Genomic DNA, 18,412 nt, shown 5'->3' on the forward strand with positions numbered 1-18,412 from the left:
GATTCTAAAGTAAAATTCTGTAATCCTCTATTTTTTTAGTGATCTTCTGATGATCTAAATATTCTAAAATTGGAAGTGCATATTTTCTAGAGGTTCCCAGCATATCTCTGCATTCGCCCAGAGTCATTTTCCCATTTTCACGAATATAAGTTTTTATTTTCAAAAGTGCTTCTTCAAACCTTTTCTGATGCAAACAAATATTGGCATCTATTTTAACTAAAATAGAACGGTCAATTAAGGTTTGAATCAATAAGTGCCCCTTAAGGCCCTTCGGACAGGTTTGGATAAGCGCATCTATATAAGGTGGCATAAAGGCACTTTCTTCGTATTGCCTTTCAATCATCTCCAGATACTTTTTTTCTTCAAGGGTAAACGTGATTTCAAATCCCGCGAGCGCAACAATATTCTGATTGACCTCAATGACTTTTTCATTTACAAAATATTGAATTAAAGGCGTCGAAAGTTTCCCAACCTCTGACTTAAATACGCGGCTTCTAAATTCTTCTTTCCCTATGCCCGTCTTAAGGGCATTCTTTTGATGATACTGCATCAAAACAGTTGTTAGCGTTTGTCTCAGTTCATCTATAAAATCCATATGGACATAGACCTGTTCAGAAATTTGAACGATGAGCTCTTCTTTAAGCAGGCTCTCAAGCCCTTGCTGTAATTCAGACTTTTCTTTTCCCAACTGAATGGCTATGAAATCAATGGGTTGTAACATTTTGCTATATTGCTTTATGGTCTGCTCTAGAATAGACTCAAGTTCACCCGTATCTTTGACATACAAAGCTTCAAGAACATCTGCTCTATAACGCTTATGCTTATAGGGATTGGCATCTAGAACAACGCCACCACCGATGGTATCCACAGGTGAATAAAACCGTAATACAAAGTGATCTCCTGCCTTTACAGCCACTTCTTCTTCTAGTCTAAGTTGTGCGTACGTGTGCTCGCCCTCTTTTAGCGTTTCGTTTTCAAGTAAAATTACACGTCCGATTACTTCGCCTGTACCATGGTGAAATCTAATACGCGCCCTGTTTTTAAGTGCTCTGGGCATATCGTGAAGTAAACTCAATTTGACATCAAGCAACATCGTCACATACATGGAATCTGGTTTCGCAAGGACATCCCCTCTGTGAATCTCACTTGTTTTCACATTGGCTAAATTGACGGCAACCCTTTGACCTGCATAGGATTTCTCAACATTTTTACCATGCATTTGAATGTTTTTGATCTTTGAAAGTTTCTTATAAGGGTAAATGCTCAAAACATCTCCCACTGTTAAAGTACCTTCTACCTGCGTGCCTGTAATAACCGTTCCAAATCCATCCACAGTGAAAACCCGGTCTATCGGAATTCGAACCGATGCGCTTATATCCTTTGGCCTGATCTCGCGAGTCATTTTATTGATTTCTTGCTTTAAGGTATCTATACCGATGCCCTTTATTGCAGATACAGGTACAATAGGGGCATCCTCTAAAAAGGTGCCTGTCACATAAGTTCGGATATCCCCTTGAATCATTTCGAGCCAATCTTCATCCACCAAGTCCCTCTTTGTCAAAACGATAATGCCCTTTTTAATCTGTAAAATAGAAAGAATATTCAAGTGCTCCTGTGTTTGAGGCATGATGCCCTCATCAGCGGCAATTACCAATAAAACCATGTCAATGCCGCCGACGCCCGCGAGCATATTTTTTATGAATTTTTCATGACCAGGAACATCTATAATTCCAGCGCGTTCACCATCAGTCAAATCCAAGTAGGCAAATCCTAAATCTATAGTAATGCCCCTCTTTTTCTCTTCTTTCAATCGATCCGTCTCAATGCCAGTGAGTGCACGTATTAAAGCTGTTTTACCATGATCTATATGACCTGCCGTTCCGATAATGATATTTTTCACATCTATACCTCTTGGTTTTTTAAAATCCATTTGATTTCATTTGATATATATTCAAAATCGTGCGCATCAATCGTTCTGACATCCAATAGTATATGATCCTTTTGAATTCTGACGATAATTGGCGTTTGAGCTTGCCTCAAAGCGATTTCCAATTGCTTTACGGAAAGGTCCATAGGTTTGAGCTTAACAAGCACTGTTGGCAACTCCTGAAGAGGCATAGAGCCTCCCCCCACCTGAGAATTGCCTTCTTCAAGAGAGATATGACACATTTCATTTTGATCTGAGCACAAAGTGCACAATCGCGTTGCTTTTTCTCGAATCACTTCTATTGGCAGCGTCATCATCGCAAGTAATGGAATCTGAGTCATCACTTTTTCTGTGTCAAAATAAAGTCTAAGCGTTGCCTCAAGTGCCGCCAAAGTCAATTTATCTACTCTAAAAGCTCTTGTTAACGGATTGAGCTTCATTTTTTCGATGAATGATTTTTTGCCAATAATGATGCCCGCTTGTGGTCCCCCTAAGAGTTTATCCCCACTAAAACAGATGATATCCGCGCCAGAAGCCACACTATCGCGAACCGTCATCTCGCCTTCAATCCCAAATTTGGCAAAATCAATTAAAGCACCACTTCCCAGATCATGAATAACGGGAATATCATACGTTCTCCCCAGCACCGCCAATTCATCTAAAGCCACTTCTTCTGTAAACCCTAAGATGCGATAATTGCTAGTGTGCACTTTTAAGAGCGCACCTGTTTCACCCGATACAATGGCCCTTTCATAATCATAGAAATGCGTTTTATTGGTTGTGCCCACTTCCACTAAGCGAGCACCACTTTGCGCCATAATTTCAGGGATTCGAAATGAACCGCCGATCTCAACCAATTCTCCCCGTGATACGATGACATCCCTCCCTTTACCCAAAGTACTCAGTATGAGTAAAACTGCCGCTGCATTGTTATTGACCACCATTGCAGATTCAGCACCCGTAAGCTTTGTGAGAATATCTGCCACATGATCATATCGTGAGCCTCTTTTCCCCGTTAAACTATTGTACTCTAGAGTTGAATAGTTTTCTGCGATTTCCCAAACACTTTCTTTGATCTCACCATAAAGGGGCGCTCTTCCAAGATTGGTGTGTAAAATAACGCCTGTGGCGTTGATGACACGCTTTAAATGCATTGCATTAGACTTATAAATCTCTTGGATCACATCTTCTATAATACATTCTATATCTACGTTAACGATTGTGTCTGATGTGTCTGCCCTATCTGCTATCGTTAAAATTTCAGTTCTTCTTTGATCGATGATTTTTCTTATGGCGTCCATGATCACTTGTCGACTGCTAACAGACATCATTGCAACTATTTTTTTATGATTAGCGACATCATCCACTCTGGGAATTGATCTCAATAACACCTGTTTAGTTTGCATTGTCACACCCCTAATCTTTTATTCTGAATGATCTATCATTCACTTCTATCTTACTACAAGAAATGGATCAAATCAAAATCATTGAGGTATAAATCTATCATAAGCATTTTTCTTTGAAGTAAATCCCCTCTGTTTAATAAGAGCTTTATGACTTCACTCACCTGCATAGATGCCACAAGCGCCGGTGTAAAAGAGGGATTTCCAAGTGTTTGTTCACCACCTCTACCCTCATGAGATTTGTAAATTTGGTCTAACGTATCCTCTCCAGGCATTATGGTGCACACCTGAGCATACCAGCCCGCAATTGCACCATAGACCAGTGGTATTCCGAGTGCTTTTGCCGTCTTTTGGAGCATAAATCTCACTTCAATGCCATCTGTAGCATCCACAATCACATCATGATGTTTTAAAAGTGCCATGGCATTTTCTGCTGTCAAATAATGTTCAACAGGGATAACGACCACTTCTGAATTGACCGCTGCCATTCTTTGTTTGGCTTCAAAAGCTTTGCTTTGATCGAGGTTATCCTCTAGCGAGAGCAGCTGCCTGTTGAGATTAGTCTCGTCAAATGTATCGCCATCAATAGCAGTGAGCTGACCAATGCCCAGTCTCCCAAGCATTTCTATGACATATCCACCAAGTCCACCACAACCCACAATGCACACTTTTTTAGACCTCAAGAGATCACATTCTGTTTGAGATAGCATTTCTCTGTTTTTTTGATAACGATCCATCATCAACCACCTCCTACTGGTGGGAATAGGGAAACCACATCTGTTTTTTCTAAAACACGATCCAAAGCGCCATCTCTTCCATTGATGAGTAGAATCGCCACATCTTCTTTCTTTATGTTGAGTTGATCTATGATCATCTGAGTCGTCGGATGATCGTCAAGAGAGATCATGAGTTCTTTTCCACGCCCTTCTCGCAACGTTGCAAATAATCTTACCTTTATTTCCATTTTATACACACCTCACTTTGAAATCCATAGTGCTCGTCAAGATACGCCTATAAACTTTTGACACGCCAGCTTTTGACACTTCAACTTTAGATACAATACACTAAATTTCTAACCCACAGGCAATCTCCACAAGAAGGGGCGTTTCCATAGCAATCTCCATAAGTGTCATTCACCATGTCGCACCCATCGACTAGGTCACAATCTGTACAAGATGGATAATGATTGTTATAAACCATATGACGATAGTCTGTATACGCTTTTGAATGCCATATTTTTTCTAATCCCGCCTCTAATACATTTCCAAAAGTATGGGCTTGTATGGTCTTTAAGCGTCCAAAAACAACCTCTGTCCCGCTGTGCGCAAATCGATAGCAAGGTGCTATATCGCCACGTGCATTGATGACTAGGGTATCATTGTCCACAAAACGACATCGCCGTTCTGTTTTTAATCGATTTTCAGAAAGCCTAACTGCAAGTCCTCTTCCAATGGCATAGGTCCGAATTTGATTATAATACGCGTTCATATAAGCATTAGTCTCTAAAGCATATAAGCAAAGCGCACTATCTTCTAGGCTAACAGGTAAAATATTCGAAATTATCAGTTGAGAAACACCGTATTTGCTTGCTAAATCTATAATGCCAAAGACATCTTCTTTATTCGTCTCCGATAAAACCATTTGAAAAATCAATTGAAGTGAGTCGTTTAATTTACTTTTCTTAAGTTCATTAATTAAACGCACTTGTTCCAAAACGGTTTCTAAATGAATCCCTCTAATTTCGTAAAAATTTTGAGCAAGACCATCTATTGAAATCACCAATTGATCCACATGTTCTACGATGGCTTCTCTGATCGGTGCTGTTAAACTCACACCGTTTGTCGTCAAACTCACTTTATAAGGTTTAAGCCGCTTTAAAACCTCTATGATTTGAGGGTGAATAGAAGGCTCTCCAATTCCCCCCACAACAATCTCCTCTATACTTTCAATCCCTTCAATTTGATTTAATATCGTTTCAACCATCAGTTTTGGCATATGCTGAGTCTGCTCATGCCATGAATGTCGATAACACATCGTGCAGTTCAGATTGCAGGCATCTGTAAGCTCCAAGCAAACCTTCTTTATTGACATTTAGCCCTCCCCATCTCCTATGAATACCTTGACAAGATTTGTTCTTTATGCAAGAAAAGGAGCCCGAAAGGGCCCCTTATTGCAAGCATTAAAGTCCTAAAACATCCTTGCGTGCTTGTGTTGGAATGCCATCTGCACCCCAGCCTCTCAATTCATAGTATTCAGGTAAAAGCTCAGATAATCTAGCGACATTGCCTTTAGATGGTCCGTCTTCGATTGGGTCTTCTAAAAGTCTCTTAGGAAGTGTATCCTGTGATGAGTCAATCCCTGCAGCTAAGTTGAAGATTCTTTCGATGTTCCAGATACGCTCGCCTGCTAAAAGGATATCTTCAGCTGTCCACTCTGTCCCGATAACCCCATTGATCATAGACGCATAGTCTCCTGCACCCATAGCAAATGAAGTAAATAGACAAAGACCAGAAGCATCAATAAACGCTGTTAAGTCTTGGAATATTTTAACCCAACCCGCTTTGCCTTCTAAAGTAAAACGATCTAATTTTTCAGGTAATCCTAAGATTTCAGGTGAAATCATATACCCTCTAACGTGACAACCGCCTCTATTGGAAGTCGCATACTGTAAGCCTTGACCCTGAATGCCCCTTGGATCATACGCTGGTAGTTCTTGCTTTTTAACCGTCATTGAGAGCTCTGGAACGCCATAAGAGTCTGCAAGACGATAAGAACCATCCGCCATTTTATCTCCAAAGCCTTCTCTCATACCCATGCGCTTCGTCCATTCCACAACGGCTTCATTGTTTCCGAATTCAAGCGATAAACCATCGAGTTCAGAATCTTTGATATACCCTTTTTGATAGAGTTCCATCGCTGCTGCAATCGTTGCACCCGCAGTGATCGTATCTAATCCCATTTCATTACACCAATGGTTGGCTTTAATTACCGAGCCCATATCGGACACGCCACAGTCTCCACCAAATGCCCAAATAGTTTCGTACTCTGGACCGCCACCCTCGATATCATCCACTTTACAGTATCTACCGCAAGCGATTGGACATCTATAGCAAGGATCTTTCCTAACCAAGTACTTTTCTGTAAGCGTCTCTCCACTGAGTTCTTCAGCTCTATCAAACTGAGAAGTTTGGAAGTTGTTCACTGGGAAAACACCGTTTTCATTGATAATATTCACAAGTACCGCTGTGCCATAAGTCGGTAATCCCTGTCCTGTAACACCATTTTCTCTAATTTTCGCATTACAATCTTTAACCACTTCTTTTAAAATTTCAGCGTCAGCAACTTCAACTTTTTTAGAACCTCTCACTGTGATCGCCTTGAGGTTTTTAGAGCCCATTACAGCACCTACGCCTGACCGCCCCGCCGCTCTATCCTTATCGTTCATGATCGCTGCCATCTTAGAAAGTTTTTCACCAGCAGGTCCAATGGTGAGTACTCTAGACTTTTCAGGCACTTCATTTTTCAAGATATCCGTGGTTTCAGAAACGACCTTGCCCCAAATATGGGCAGCATCTCTGATTTCAACTTTCTCATCTTCAATCATAAGATAAACTGGTTTTTCTGATTTACCCTCAACGATAATGGCATCATAACCTGCAAACTTTAATTCTGGTCCCCAGTAGCCACCAGAGTTTGAAGAAGCTATTGTGCCTGTAAGTGGTGATTTAGTAATGACCATATACCTGCCACCAGTAGGCGTTGGTGTGCCTGTGAGAGGACCGGTGACAATAAATAATTTGTTGGCTTCACTTAGAGCATCCACATTAGGAGAAACTTCATCCACGAACATCTTTGTTCCAAGGCCTCTACCCCCAACGAATTTTTTTGCTTTTGCTTCATCAAGTGCTTCCACAGTACAAACACCTTTTGTTAAATTAACTCTTAATACTTGACCTTGATAACCGTACATAAATAGCCTCCTTTTAAATTTGGCGCAATGCATTGCACTGCTTATAAATGTGACATTTATTCCAAATCCTTTCCAAATATCGGGAGGCATCACGGTTTCCCATTCTACCCATTGGTCAAAAATCATGGCACTTGGCTTTAGATGTTTTGACTCGGATTTTGGTACCTATTGCGTTAAACTCTTTTTCTTACGCCATCACACCTAAATCATTCAGTATGATAATTTCATCGCCTGGTTTCACGATTCCAGTCTTTAGCACCCTTGTAAAAATACCTTCTTTGGGCATGATACATTGACCGACTTGAACTTTTATAGCACAGCCATGATGGCATTCTTTACCGATTTGAGTCACTTCATGTATCGTTTCACCGATCATTAACTTTGTACCCACAGGGAGCTTATATAAACAAATCCCTTCTGTGGTAAGGTTTTCAGCAAACTTGCCGCTACATAAACCTTCAACACCCATTTGAGTCATTTTATTCACACTCTCTTGCCCTAACAAGCTCACTTGTCTATGCCATTTGCCCGCATGTGCATCTCCGACTAGACCATGGCCTTCTCTGAATTCACCTGCTGAAATCGTGTCCTTAACGACACCCTTTTCCACGCTTATGTTAACGGCAAGGACCTTGCCCTTAGCTTTCGTCATAACGCTTCCCCCGCTCTTTTATAATGTCCTGACTTGCCACCGGTTTTCTCAACAAGCCTAACATGATCAATGACCATGTCCTTATCCACTGCCTTACACATATCATAAATCGTAAGCGCTGCTATATTGACAGCCGTTAGGGCTTCCATTTCCACACCTGTCTTTCCAAATGTTTTGACTGTCGCCTCAATCAAGATTCGATCTTCTAAGATTTCAAAGTCTAACGAAACATGTGTCAACATCAGCGGATGACACATCGGAATCAAATCACTGGTCTTTTTTGCGCCCATAACCCCTGCGATTTGAGCGACTTGGAGCACATCTCCCTTGCTTATGGAACTCGCTTTGATCGCCTCAATCGTGGCTGGATTCATCTGAATTTCGCCTTTTGCAAAAGCAACTCTAAGCGTTTCCGCCTTTTCTGTAACTTCCACCATGTGCGCTCTGCCCTTTTCGTTAAAATGTGTAAATATCATGAATCCTCCTACAAGTGAGTCTCTTTAACCGCCAACTTGAACCATATTTCTCATCACAATATCCCCTTTTCCAATGTGATGCTCTAAGGGTTTGTTTAAAATGGACTGCTGTATATATTCTGTTAAATCCAATTTATCGCTTAATGCTTTTTTCAAATCAAATTCTTCATCCGAATGCAGACAATATTTTAATTTACCTTCTGAAGTCAACCGAATCCGATTGCAATTCGTACAGAATTTACATGAAATTGGGCTGATCAACCCCACCTTGCCCTTGCCATTTGGCAGTTTATAATATTGAGCAGGTGAAGCGGGATCTTGACTGACCACGGGGATGAGCTCTGGTACCTTTTCAAGTACCACCTTGTTCGGCAAATAATTCTTAATGGACCACTTTGCCACTTCTCCTATTGGCATGAGTTCAATAAAACGCACGTCTATGGCTTCGTCTTCTGTCATGCGGACAAAATCCACGATCTCATCGTCATTAAAGCCCCCTATGATGACCACATTGAGTTTAATAGGGGTTAAACCCACACGCTTGGCTTCTTCGATACCGCTGAGTACAGTTTCCAGCGAACCGCCCCGCGTCATCCTAAAATACTTTTCAGGTTTAAGGGAATCCAAACTGACATTGACGCGATCAAGTCCAGCTTCTTTAAGGGATTTCGCCATTTGTTTTAAGAGCAATCCATTTGTTGTAAGCGCAAGATCCTTAATTTCAGGATGCCGGCGAATCATTTCTATCAGAGAAACGATGCCATTTCGGACTAAGGGTTCTCCACCAGTCACTCTTATCTTATTAATGCCAAGGCTTACAAAAGCACTTACCATTTCATCAATTTCTTCTAACGATAAGATATCACTATGTTTTAGTTTTTCGACACCTTCTTCCGGCATGCAATATTGACATCTCAAGTTGCAACGATCCGTAATCGATAATCTCAAATAATTTATCTTTCTACCATAGCCATCAATCATAAGCTTCTCCGATCTCAACGATGTCACCTGTTTCTTCTAATGAATAACCACCAATTTCTGTCATTTGTTTTTTGAAATAAGGCGATTTTATCAGTTCGATAAAGTGCTGTACTCTAAAATCATTTAACATCTCGTAAGCAATTAAAAAATCATAGGATTCATAGCCCACTTCAATGAAATCAAGGTTCATGGATTTTGCCGCAGAATAAACACCAAGTCCAACATCGGCACTCTCCGATGCAACAGTGACTGCAACAGCCATATGCGTGACCGCTTCTCGATGATAACCCTTTATTTGATCGCTATTAACTCCTAATTTTGAGAGTTCATAGTCAAGCAACTGCCTTGTGCCAGCACCTTTTTGCCTGTTGATGAACACAATTTCTGTTCTCATCAAATCTTGAAAAGTATGAATTGCCTTAGGATTACCTTTTCTCACCATAAGACCTTGTAACCTTTTGACGCCTTTGATCAGTATCATTTTCCGCTTTGGAAAAAAACGCTGAACACTGCTGATATTATATATACCCGTTTTTTCATCAATTAAATGAATGGGTGCCATATGACATTCGTCTTTAATTAGCGCCATGATCCCACCCAGGCTCCCCACATGCGTGGAAGTCATCGGCATTCGATCTGCAATCATATCCAGTAGCAAGTCATGGCTGCCGATCACCACAAGCCTTTCTGATAAGGTGTGAAGGGGTTTTAACAGTTTAATACTGACCTTTTCACCTCTTTCAATGCCTTCCGAAAGCCGTGGTATCGTCAAAATGCCATCTGCTTTCACTAGGCTCATGGTAGTTCCTGCCCCTCTACTTAGAGGTGTCACCACCCATTTGTGATTGACTTCTCCCAAAGTCACTCTCACCAACTCTTCGTGTTTAAGAGAGGAGACCACTCTTTGGGTCAATACGCCTTCATGGATGGACATCGCATCCATCTGTCCATGCCAACTTTCGATCAAGGGCTTCACGAATGCTTCAAATGCGAAAAATGCAGATACAGGGTAACCTGGAAGTCCAACCACACTTTTACCGTTAACTTTGCCTAGAATTGTCGGTTTTCCAGGCTTTATAGCGACACCATGCACGATGACCTCACCAAGTGCCTCAATGGTACTTACGGTATAGTCCTTGGCGCCTGCTGAAGATCCTGCAATAGTAATCAGCATATGATTTTCGACAAGCCCTTTTTCTATGGCCGCTTTTAGGGCTTCTGGCTCATCTTGACAGGGGCAATAAATCTTTGTCAAACACCCCATTTCAATGAGCAAACCTTCTATTACACTTGAATTCGAATCTATTATTTTACCACGTGATAACGCATCGAATTCTTGAACGATTTCATTTCCAGTGGGCAAAATGCCAACTTTTAATTTTTCAAAGACATCCACTGAAGGCACGCCCCCACTGATTAAAGCCCCTAAGTCCATAGGTCTCACTTTATGGCATGAAGGTAGAAGCATCTCGTAAGCGATAATATCCTCTCCCACTTGTCTCACATGCTGCCATGAGTATGCAGCTTCCACGATTTCAATTACGCCCTCATGGATTGGCTTTACATCCTCAATCATAATGACACTGTCTTTATCTTTAGGCATCAAATTGCCTGTATTGACATACTCATAATCTTCATGCTCTGATAATTGCATCGGATTTTTTTCATTTGCGCCCTGCGTCCTGTCAGAGAGCACTGCAATCCCATCCATTGCAGCACAAGGATCACTTGGAGATGATCGATGTGCAAAAACAGGCCCCGTTGTAATGCGATGCAGTGTCGATTTCACAGGCACATTTTCTACTTTAAGTGGATTTTCAAGCTGTGCTCTATAGAGTTTTAAAGCCTCATCAAGCGGCATATTGGAAATATAAACATTTCTTTGAGTCACTATATTTCACCTCTTTTAAATAAATAAACGCTCACTTCTTGTTCTTTATAAAGACCTTCTTGTTCGCTGTTTATGTGGATATAACCTGAGGCTCTGGTCATCAAAGAAATGAGCCCCGATTTTCCAAGAATCGGTTTGGCTTTTAATGCGTCACCCTCATAGGTGAGGTTCACCATAATAAAAGTGTCTTTTCCAGAAGAGGAATGAATACTTTCAGTAATTTTCGCTTTTACCCTTACAGATGTTGTTTTGAGCTTGCTCACATTCTCCATATAGGGTTTTACAAGTATCTCAAAGACCAAGGCAGATGCCGTTGGATGTCCAGGCAAACCGAAGATGAGTTTGTTTTGAACTCTACCTACAATCGTCGGTTTCCCTGGCTTGATGGATATGCCATGGATTAAGATTTCGCCATCTTCAAAGGATTCTATTACTTTATGCGTAAAATCTCTTGCACCTACTGAACTGCCCCCAGATAAAAGGATTAAATCTGCTTTATCCAGTGATTCCACAACACTCGCTTTAAGTGCATCCATATCATCGCGAATAATGGCCTTGTGGACGACTTCCCCGCCAAGTTCTGCCACTAGGCCCATGAGTGAATAACCATTGATATCTCTAATTTGCCCCATTTCCATGGGCAAATGACAATCGACAAGTTCATCTCCTGTGGATAAAATGGCCACTTTGATCTTTTTATACACAGACACCTCATAAATTCCAGCCCCTGCTAATAGCCCCATATCGTATGCACTTATTTTTTTACCAGATTCTATGATCAACTGGCTCTTTTTAAGATCGTCCCCACAATAAATAATATTTTCTCCAAATGCAATGGGCTGATGAATCAGTATTAAATCTGAAGACATCTGTTCAGAATGTTCAATCATAACCATCCCATCTGAGCCAAGAGGAAGCATGCCACCCGTAGGGACATAGATAGCCTCGCCTTTTTGAAGGGTTTCCGGCATCACTTCCCCCATAACAGATTCCGCTTTAAGGGTTAGCATTGCAGGAATACTTTCTGTAGCGCCCATCACATCATTTACTTTAACGGCGTATCCGTCCACTGTTGATCTATCAAAAGAAGGGATATCGACTTCTGAATACACGTTTTCACAAGCAATACGACCATAACAGGCTCCAATTGGAACGTGTTCTGTCTCAAGTTCTATTTTTGAAGCTTCTTGATAGAGCATGGCTTGTGCTTCATTTAAAGCTCTAATTTTGAAAAAATTCATTTTTTAAGATCCTTTCTTTTAGGCTTTAGTCATAGGCGCGGCACATTCAGAATCATCCCCTATAAGGATTTGTATGCCATGAAAAACGGGACTTAAAATGTAATCTAAAGTCTCTTTGACTGCTTTTGGGCTCCCAGGCATATTGATGATCAAAGTATTGCCTCTAATACCAGATACCCCCCTTGAGAGCATCCCCTTAGGTGTAATTTTTAAACTGTTATAGCGAATCGCTTCTGCTATGCCAGGTGCCTCCCTTTCAATGACGCTTAAAGTCGCCTCTGGTGTCACATCCCGCTTGCTAAAACCAGTCCCTCCTGTTGTCAAGATTAAATTAACACCAAGCTCATCTGCCATATGGACCATTGCCTTTGCAAGTTCACTTTTTTCATCTGGCACTACTATATATTTTAAGACTTGATAGCCTGCTTCGGTTACGCTGTCAGAAATGACTTTACCACTTAAATCTTCACGTTCTCCCTTGGACCCCTTATCACTCGCCGTGATTATGCCTACTGTATACATTACTTTTACCCCTTTCCATGGTGACAATTTCCTCGCACATACGGTTAATTTGATCCCGATCGTGTGAAATGGTAATCACGGTCATATGCATTTCTCTATTGCGCTTTGCGATTGTACTTTCAATGACTTTAATCGTGTTTTGATCGATACTTGCTGTGGGCTCATCTAATAAAAGAACCTCTGGGTTAAATACCAAAGCACGTGCCAATGCTACCTTTTGAGATTCACCACCAGACAATTGGGTTGCCATCTGATTTGCCAAAGCGTCCATCTGTAACTCATCAAGAATTGCATTAACAGAACTATTTATTTGAGCATCCGTAAAACCTCTTATTTTAAGTGGATAAGCTATGTTGTTATATACACTCATCTGCATCATATAAGGGGTTTGGCTTAGATACGTAACACGTCTAAGATCTGTTTGTTCTAAACACTTCCCATTATAGTATATTGAGCCACGCTCATAGGGTTCAAGTCCAGCAATCATTTTCAGCAAAGTGGTTTTACCTGCACCATTTTCCCCTATAACGCCATAGACTTTTCCACTTTTGAAAGTCGCTTTTTCGATATCTACGACCACTTTGTTTTGATATTTTTTTAATACATGCGTCAATTCAATGTCCATTTTAGTCTCCTGCGGTGAAATGATAGAGGATTGAATTGACAATAAATGAAATGATGAGTAAAACCATGCCCATGGCAATGGCCATCCCATAATTCCCCATACTGTTGTTCATAGCAATATAGGTCGTCATCACCCGAGTATGACCTTTGATATTACCACCAACAATCATCACAGCGCCCACTTCTGAAATCGCTCTTCCAAACCCTGTAACAACTGCAATCAAAATCGTTACGCGCATTTCTGTAATCATTAACATCAAAATCTGTAAGCGATTTGCCCCTAGAGTCTTTCCCACGTTATAGATCGCTCTGCCTTTTTCCTTAGAAGCATTAAAGACAATGCCCATGATAATTGGGGTCACCAATATAACTTGGGCAATGATCATCGCAGTGGGGGTAAACATCAATCCAAACGTCCCAAGCGGACCACTTCTGGAGAAAAAAATGGCAACAGCAAGTCCCACAACCACTGGCGGCAAACTCATAGCCGTATAGACAAATCGAGTAAATGCCCTTTTGAGTTTAAAGGTTTTTAAGCCAAGATAGATCCCAAATGGAATCCCCAGTAACGCAGAGCAAAAGGTAGACATTAAAGACAACCCGATGGAAAGACCCATTATCGTGTATACCTCTTTATCAAAGCTCATCAAAAGCGTTAACGCTTCTTTAAAGCCCTCTGTGATAAAATTCATATGGCTAACTCCTTAGTGAGCACGTCTTATTTTGCATTTGGGAAAAATAAGGGTTGACCATATTTTTCAACACCAAATTCGCCGATTTTCTTTTGCGTTTCAGCAGATAAAATCCACTTAATAAACTGCTGAGCCCCTTTTGAATTGATTTGATCATTTTTATTAGGATTGACCGCAATCACACCGTAATAGTTGAGCAATGCTTCATCTGCTTGATAGACAATTTCTAAGTCCAATTTATCTTGCATCGCTAGAAAAGTGGCTCTATCCGTCAATGTATAAGCCCTCAATTCACTCGCCATCATCAAAACATCACCCATACCCTTACCTGCAGATATATACCACTCTCCACTCGGCTCAAGCTCTAATACCTTCCATAAACTGATTTCTTTTTTATTTGTGCCCGAATCATCACCTCTTGACACAAATTTCAATTGATTTTCACTGATATATTTTAAAACGCCTTCGATATGATCCATTTGAGCCGTGTCCATTTGAGTCTCAGAGCCCTTAGGCCCCACAAGTACAAAATCGTTGTACATGACATCGAATCGCTCTAAACCATCACCATCACTTACGAATTTTTCCTCGCTTGATTTTGCATGTACTAAAAGAACATCGGCTTCACCATCCACACCCATTTGCAGCGCTTTTCCAGTTCCCACAGCGACCACTTTTACTTCTATGCCCGTCTCCTTCTCAAAATCAGGCATGATTTTATCCAATAACCCGCTATCTTGTGTACTGGTTGTCGTCGATAAAATTAGAGCTTGTTGTGGTCTATTAAGTGTGATCACTGCAATGCCTGCGCCAATAATCAAACAGCTTATTAATAATGATAATAACAGCGTTTTCTTCGTCATATGGTTTCTCCCTCTATCTCTCTATTTTGCACTCAATCTATTCGCCTACACTTATAATGAGAGTGCTTGCACTTATTATTATACATTATTATCCGCATCAAAAACTATCTGATAATTCAGAAAAGTATTCTTTTTTCATTATGCAATTTTTTATTGCCACACTTTCATTTATTGCTTCCTTGGTATGGCTGTGTTACTATAAAACTAGTTATCATTAATTATGTTTTGAGGGAGGTTTTAGCATTGATCAAAAACTTCGACAGATATTTTGAAAAAAACGATGGTCTTGAAACCGATTATATGAAGATTCTTTACTACGATCTAGACAAGGATTTTAAAGGGACTTACAAATCTTATCAATATACGCGCCTCTGTACGATTTCAAGTGGGTCCAAGCATATAAAGGTCAATGAGGGCAAGGAGTTCACTTATGCTCAATCAGACTTTATTTTGTTGCCACCATATGCCAGTGTGCATATGGAAATACCCGAAAAAACCATAGCTGTCGTTTATGAACTCAGCGATAAACTGCTTGAAGATACTTTGAAAAAGGTTGAAATCAAACATGAAATTGATGTGGATATGACTTCTGATTTGGTAAAAAAGAATTTACTCATGCCGCAGATCAATGCACATATCGAGCGAATCAAGCAATATGCACTTAGCGATGATCCCAATAAGCACTTTTTGATCGATCTATGTTCCCAAGAACTTGCTTATAATCTGATCAATCAATATAATTTGAGCTTCGACAATCGCAAAAAACAAGAACCCGTAGAATATACCATACAATGTTTGAAAACAAATTTAAATGATCCCGAACTGACCGTTAAGGAAATAGCCTTTGCTCTCAACATGTCGCCTTCAAACTTGATCTTGATCTTTAGGCGTGCAACGGGTATGACTCCAAAAGCTTATCACAATCGTTTAAAACTCAACAAGGCAAAAGAGCTTTTAATTCATAAAAACGTTTCTGAAGTATGTTATGATTTAGGATTTGAAAGTCTCTCGTACTTTATAAAGCTCTTCAAAGGTCATTTTGGCATAACGCCAAAACAGTATTCGATGAAAATACTTCAAGGCAAGTATTAATGAAAATAGAACCTCATTACAAAGTTATAATTGACAGTGGCATTTTAATCAAATATATTCAGGCTTACTTCAAGGCCATTTCATTTGAGCTGACACCACTACATTATAAAGGCTTAAAATGGGAAGTCATTTTAATCCCTATGCTTCAGGATTCAAAGGATACCAATACTTCCATTTATATTCCTAGAACAGAAATACACTTTATCGGGGAAAAAAATAGTGTAGAAAAAATAGTCAGTGCCTATCGACTCCAGTTTTTATCTGCAGGTGGCTGAAATGATTTTAGAAAAATTTAAGAAACAGTAAAGGTTTTTTTAAAAAACTAAAGTTATAATCGCTTTAGTTTCAACATACAAATTCTAATTTGTATAACCCCGGAACTGCAAAACCCTTATAGTCACCGTTCATTGAACGGTGATTTTTTTATATTTCTAGACGTTATAGGTTTCAAATTGGTATAATAGTGTGAAACTATAACTCGGAGGTTTTTATGAAAAAAATATATCCTGAAATTCATTTTTTCAGAATAGCAGCTTGTTTGATGGTCATTATTATACATACAACTGCAACCCCTGTTGTAACACTGATTCCAAACAGCATACCACAGTTATTCTTCACTATACTAAATCGCTTTTCTAAACCTTCTGTGCCCATGTTTGTCTTTATGAGTGGTTTTTTACTCAGCATGCTATACAGAGATAAAACCATGAATCCACTTGTGTTTTGGAAAAAGAGACTCCCAAAACTTTTACTGCCCTATATCCTATGGGCGACCCTCTATTATAGCCTCTTTGCAATTAGAGGTATCTACCCTTTCAACTTCTCATTTTACATTAAAGGTTTATTGCAGGGTAATTTTATCTATCATCTTTATTTTATGATCATTATCATCCAGTTTTATGTCGGCTATCCTTTGCTTCACTATCTTCAAAAAAAGGTAGGCGATACAAATTTATTCTTAATTGCTTTAGGGCTTCAACTTTCAACCCTTTTGATCACTTTGCCCCTTCAAGATCGGCTCATGACCACTTATATCAGTTATTTTGTGCTCGGCATGCTCATGACCCAGGCTTTTGATCTGAAATTAAAATCACCCTTATACTATCTGAGCGCCTTTGTGATTATGGGCAGTCTCTACACGTATCAATTCATCGGCTACACCAATAATGGTCTCGTTATTGACTCCAAACTATCTGCCTTAACCTATATTGTATTCAGCTTATTAACCTGTTTTGCCCTGCTGATGGCTTTTAGATCGTTCACGCCTGTTTACGCACAGCATAGGTCAAAAATTGACTTTTTGAGTCAATCCACCTTGACCTTATATTATGCGCATCCACTGATTTTAATATTAATAGGGGCTCTTTTGGATATGAGTTCTATGACTTCTATAAGTTTACGTGCCTTCATTTCGTTTATTGCTGTATTTATCATTTTGATTCCGATTTTCAGTTTATATGCATATGCTGTTAGAATGCTCAGTAAGAATCATTTGTAAATATTCAGTGAACCCTTTTTAAAACAGTTGACATGCCTATTGATCAAGCGTAATATAACCCTTGAAGAGATGTCCCCCACTTCTTAAAGTGGGCGTCCAAACTCCCACTGGATGCAATCCGATCGGATTGCGTGGGGGGTTACGAAGGTAGCGAAGTGGACTGAGTATACGCTTTGATAGATTGGAAAGTTCATGATACAGAATAGAGTAAATGGTTCGTGCAAAACTGGCTTTTGACACTGTAACCTCAGATTGGAGTGTTTTTTTATGATTCAAAAGATGGAGATTGTGCTTGTACTTGTTGCTATTGTTTTATTGACGCTCTTTAGCGCCTCATTTGCCGATCCCTCAACAGATAACAGTCCATATGATCGTGAAAATGCATTTTATGGACGTGATATTTTAAAGGAATCTTCTGATTCAGAATCTTTTTCAGATGATTTATCCGCTGATTATGATCCTTATTTTTGGGGTGTCCCTGATTTTAGTCATCAATGACCAATATTGTACAAAAACAGCCCCATCACCCTATCTTTCGACGCTCAATCCGCAGCCAAAGCGAGGACTTTTGAGCAAAGAG

General features: G+C 40.0%; 19 protein-coding genes and 1 riboswitch. Of the genes, 4 read left to right on the forward strand and 15 right to left on the reverse strand.

The features are described from left to right. Positions 1-4: 4 nt before the first annotated feature. From selB to F3D3_RS06665, 15 genes are all read right to left on the reverse strand, one after another. A complete protein-coding gene (selB, locus tag F3D3_RS06595) occupies positions 5-1,900 on the reverse strand; it encodes a selenocysteine-specific translation elongation factor (protein ID WP_069872322.1) in 1,896 nt (631 codons plus the stop codon). Between the two features lie 2 nt (positions 1,901-1,902). Beyond that, on the reverse strand, positions 1,903-3,333 hold the full coding sequence (gene selA / locus F3D3_RS06600; protein ID WP_069872324.1) for an L-seryl-tRNA(Sec) selenium transferase: 1,431 nt from the start codon (positions 3,331-3,333) through the stop codon (positions 1,903-1,905). 53 nt (positions 3,334-3,386) lie between these two features. Then, positions 3,387-4,067 (reverse strand): HesA/MoeB/ThiF family protein, encoded by a 681-nt coding sequence (locus tag F3D3_RS06605; RefSeq protein WP_069872559.1) that lies wholly within the window; start codon positions 4,065-4,067, stop codon positions 3,387-3,389. A 2-nt stretch (positions 4,068-4,069) separates the two neighbouring features. Beyond that, positions 4,070-4,294 (reverse strand): MoaD/ThiS family protein, encoded by a 225-nt coding sequence (locus tag F3D3_RS06610; protein ID WP_069872326.1) that lies wholly within the window; start codon positions 4,292-4,294, stop codon positions 4,070-4,072. An 86-nt stretch (positions 4,295-4,380) separates the two neighbouring features. Then, on the reverse strand, positions 4,381-5,421 hold the full coding sequence (locus F3D3_RS06615) for a radical SAM protein (protein WP_069872328.1): 1,041 nt from the start codon (positions 5,419-5,421) through the stop codon (positions 4,381-4,383). An 88-nt stretch (positions 5,422-5,509) separates the two neighbouring features. After that, complete coding sequence (locus F3D3_RS06620) at positions 5,510-7,300, reverse strand: aldehyde ferredoxin oxidoreductase family protein (RefSeq protein ID WP_069872329.1); 1,791 nt, start codon at positions 7,298-7,300, stop codon at positions 5,510-5,512. Positions 7,301-7,349: 49 nt separating this feature from the next. Next, positions 7,350-7,469, reverse strand: a riboswitch (molybdenum cofactor riboswitch). Between the two features lie 18 nt (positions 7,470-7,487). Next, a complete protein-coding gene (locus F3D3_RS06625; RefSeq protein WP_069872331.1) occupies positions 7,488-7,952 on the reverse strand; it encodes an MOSC domain-containing protein in 465 nt (154 codons plus the stop codon). Then, a complete protein-coding gene (moaC, locus tag F3D3_RS06630; RefSeq protein ID WP_069872333.1) occupies positions 7,949-8,428 on the reverse strand; it encodes a cyclic pyranopterin monophosphate synthase MoaC in 480 nt (159 codons plus the stop codon). Before moaC ends, F3D3_RS06625 begins: the two co-directional genes overlap by 4 nt. Before the next feature lie 24 nt (positions 8,429-8,452). Then, positions 8,453-9,409, reverse strand: a complete 957-nt coding sequence (gene moaA, locus F3D3_RS06635) for a GTP 3',8-cyclase MoaA (RefSeq protein ID WP_069872334.1) — start codon at positions 9,407-9,409, stop codon at positions 8,453-8,455. Further along, a complete protein-coding gene (locus tag F3D3_RS06640; protein WP_069872336.1) occupies positions 9,402-11,300 on the reverse strand; it encodes a molybdopterin biosynthesis protein in 1,899 nt (632 codons plus the stop codon). Before F3D3_RS06640 ends, moaA begins: the two co-directional genes overlap by 8 nt. Next, positions 11,300-12,541 carry a gephyrin-like molybdotransferase Glp gene (gene glp / locus F3D3_RS06645; RefSeq protein WP_069872338.1) on the reverse strand — a complete coding sequence of 414 codons (1,242 nt, stop codon included), beginning with the start codon at positions 12,539-12,541 and terminating at the stop codon, positions 11,300-11,302. The genes F3D3_RS06640 and glp overlap by 1 nt, the downstream gene beginning before the upstream one ends. An 18-nt stretch (positions 12,542-12,559) precedes the next feature. After that, on the reverse strand, positions 12,560-13,063 hold the full coding sequence (locus tag F3D3_RS06650; protein ID WP_069872339.1) for a molybdenum cofactor biosynthesis protein B: 504 nt from the start codon (positions 13,061-13,063) through the stop codon (positions 12,560-12,562). Then, entirely contained in the window at positions 13,032-13,688 is a 657-nt protein-coding gene (locus tag F3D3_RS06655; protein WP_069872341.1) for an ATP-binding cassette domain-containing protein, read from the reverse strand. Before F3D3_RS06655 ends, F3D3_RS06650 begins: the two co-directional genes overlap by 32 nt. A 1-nt stretch (position 13,689) precedes the next feature. Then, positions 13,690-14,379, reverse strand: a complete 690-nt coding sequence (locus F3D3_RS06660) for an ABC transporter permease (protein WP_139132041.1) — start codon at positions 14,377-14,379, stop codon at positions 13,690-13,692. Between the two features lie 26 nt (positions 14,380-14,405). After that, entirely contained in the window at positions 14,406-15,242 is an 837-nt protein-coding gene (locus tag F3D3_RS06665) for a substrate-binding domain-containing protein (RefSeq protein WP_069872343.1), read from the reverse strand. 243 nt (positions 15,243-15,485) lie between these two features. Between F3D3_RS06665 and F3D3_RS06670 the strand changes: the two genes are divergently transcribed. The 4 genes from F3D3_RS06670 to F3D3_RS06685 all read left to right on the forward strand — a co-directional run bounded on the left by F3D3_RS06670 (position 15,486) and on the right by F3D3_RS06685 (position 18,330). After that, the gene (locus F3D3_RS06670) at positions 15,486-16,334 is read left to right on the forward strand and encodes an AraC family transcriptional regulator (RefSeq protein WP_084388869.1); all 849 of its coding nucleotides are present in this window, start codon (positions 15,486-15,488) and stop codon (positions 16,332-16,334) included. Beyond that, the gene (locus F3D3_RS06675; RefSeq protein WP_069872344.1) at positions 16,334-16,609 is read left to right on the forward strand and encodes a hypothetical protein; all 276 of its coding nucleotides are present in this window, start codon (positions 16,334-16,336) and stop codon (positions 16,607-16,609) included. Before F3D3_RS06670 ends, F3D3_RS06675 begins: the two co-directional genes overlap by 1 nt. Before the next feature lie 215 nt (positions 16,610-16,824). Continuing rightward, entirely contained in the window at positions 16,825-17,832 is a 1,008-nt protein-coding gene (locus F3D3_RS06680; protein WP_069872346.1) for an acyltransferase, read from the forward strand. Between the two features lie 267 nt (positions 17,833-18,099). Beyond that, positions 18,100-18,330: a hypothetical protein gene (locus tag F3D3_RS06685; protein ID WP_069872348.1), complete on the forward strand. Its 231-nt coding sequence runs from the start codon at positions 18,100-18,102 to the stop codon at positions 18,328-18,330. Positions 18,331-18,412: the final 82 nt, after the last annotated feature.

The sequence above is a fragment of the Fusibacter sp. 3D3 genome (assembly GCF_001748365.1).
In the GTDB taxonomy this organism is placed as follows: Bacteria; Bacillota; Clostridia; order Peptostreptococcales; family Acidaminobacteraceae; genus Fusibacter_A.